The sequence below is a fragment of the Caballeronia sp. M23-90 genome, from assembly GCF_053574605.1.
The window spans coordinates 1-1,397 of sequence record NZ_JBSIPA010000807.1 but is presented as its reverse complement, the minus strand read 5'-3'; the positions used below and the strand labels follow the sequence as shown (position 1 = coordinate 1,397).

Here is a 1,397-nt window from a genome sequence, read left to right as displayed (position 1 = left end):
GAAGAACGGTTAACGAGCATTCTCACTTTCGCACATTCGGGCGAACACGAGTTCTACTTTCCACACTCGCTTCGCCATCTCCACGACGGCCCGTTTCCGGGGGGAGGCGTCCATACCATCTGCATAACGCGTTTTCAGATCTTCAGTCCTGTTAGCTGCAGTCGGCCAGTGGCCATCAGCATCGGCAAACGGGAGATTGGTCGACATCTCCGCGGCGATTCATGATCTGGGCATCTTTGATGCCGCATCGTTTAAGGGTTTTTCATTGACTTGCGCACCATCCACAGATTACCCAATGCGAACAGTGTTGTGATCTGCGCGGTGTTTTTTGCCAAGCCTCGGTATCGCGTCTTCACGTATCCAAACTGTCGCTTGAGAATCCGAAATGGATGCTCAACCTTCGCGCGGATGCCGGCTTTCAAGCGTTCAATCTGGTCGTAAATTGCATCGAGCGGGTCTTTCAGGTTCAGCTTCCTCCGTTTGCCTGGGCGCATCGCAACGTGCCATCGTACCGCGCGAGTTGACTCACGTTTCTCGATGCCTTGATATCCAGCGTCAGCGTACACGTCCGTTTCTTCACCGTGCAACAGCGCCTGTGCCGCGTTGATGTCATGCACGTTTGCGGCAGTGCCGATGACGGTATGAACGAGGCCTGATTCTGCGTCCACGCCGACATGCGCTTTCATCCCAAAGTACCAGGTGCGACCTTTTTGCGTCTGATGCATTTCGGGATCGCGCGTACCTGAGCCATTCTTGGTCGAACTCGGCGCGGCGATTAGCGTCGCGTCTACGGCCGAGCCAGCCTTGAGCATCAACCCTTTGTCGATCAGGATCTCATTGACCAGTGTGAACATCTGGGTGGCGATGCCATGTGTCTCAAGTAGGTGTCGGAAACGAAGAATCGTAGTCTCGTCCGGCAAGCGCGTCATGCCGCCATCAAGACCCGCAAATTCGCGATACAACGGAACGTCGTATAAAGCTTCTTCCATAGCAGGGTCCGACAGACCAAACCATTGCTGCATGAAGTGGATTTGCAACATCGTCGCGACAGGAAATGGCGGTCGCCCAGTCTTACCCTTAGGGTAATGCGGCTCGATCAAGGCAATCAGCTTCGACCACGGCACCACACGCCTCATTTCGTCTAGAAACTCCCTTTTGCGAGTGCGCTTCGTCGACAAATCCAGCCCAAGATGAAGTTGCGTCATCGCGTCACTCCGTTTCCATAAACTCCATTTAGGGTAATGCATGCCTTCGCTAAATGCAGCAGTTTTGCAGATGGTATGGACGCCTCCCCCCGGAAACGGGCCGTCGTGGAGATGGCGAAGCGAGTGTGGAAAGTAGAACTCGTGTTCGCCCGAATGTGCGAAAGTGAGAATGCTCGTTAACCGTTCTTCAAG

1 protein-coding gene is annotated in these 1,397 nt (G+C 54.2%); it reads right to left on the bottom strand.

Features of this window, described 5'->3' with window-relative positions:
• Nucleotides 1-251: 251 nt before the first annotated feature.
• The gene (locus tag ACRXB1_RS36020; RefSeq protein WP_449494773.1) at nucleotides 252-1,205 is read right to left on the bottom strand and encodes an IS5 family transposase; all 954 of its coding nucleotides are present in this window, start codon (nucleotides 1,203-1,205) and stop codon (nucleotides 252-254) included.
• Between the last annotated feature and the right edge of the window lie 192 nt (nucleotides 1,206-1,397).

What these genes read in the sequence shown, in the direction of transcription:
- ACRXB1_RS36020 (WP_449494773.1), bottom strand. Translation starts at nt 1,205, where the DNA reads ATGACGCAACTTCATCTTGGGCTGGATTTGTCGACGAAGCGCACTCGC.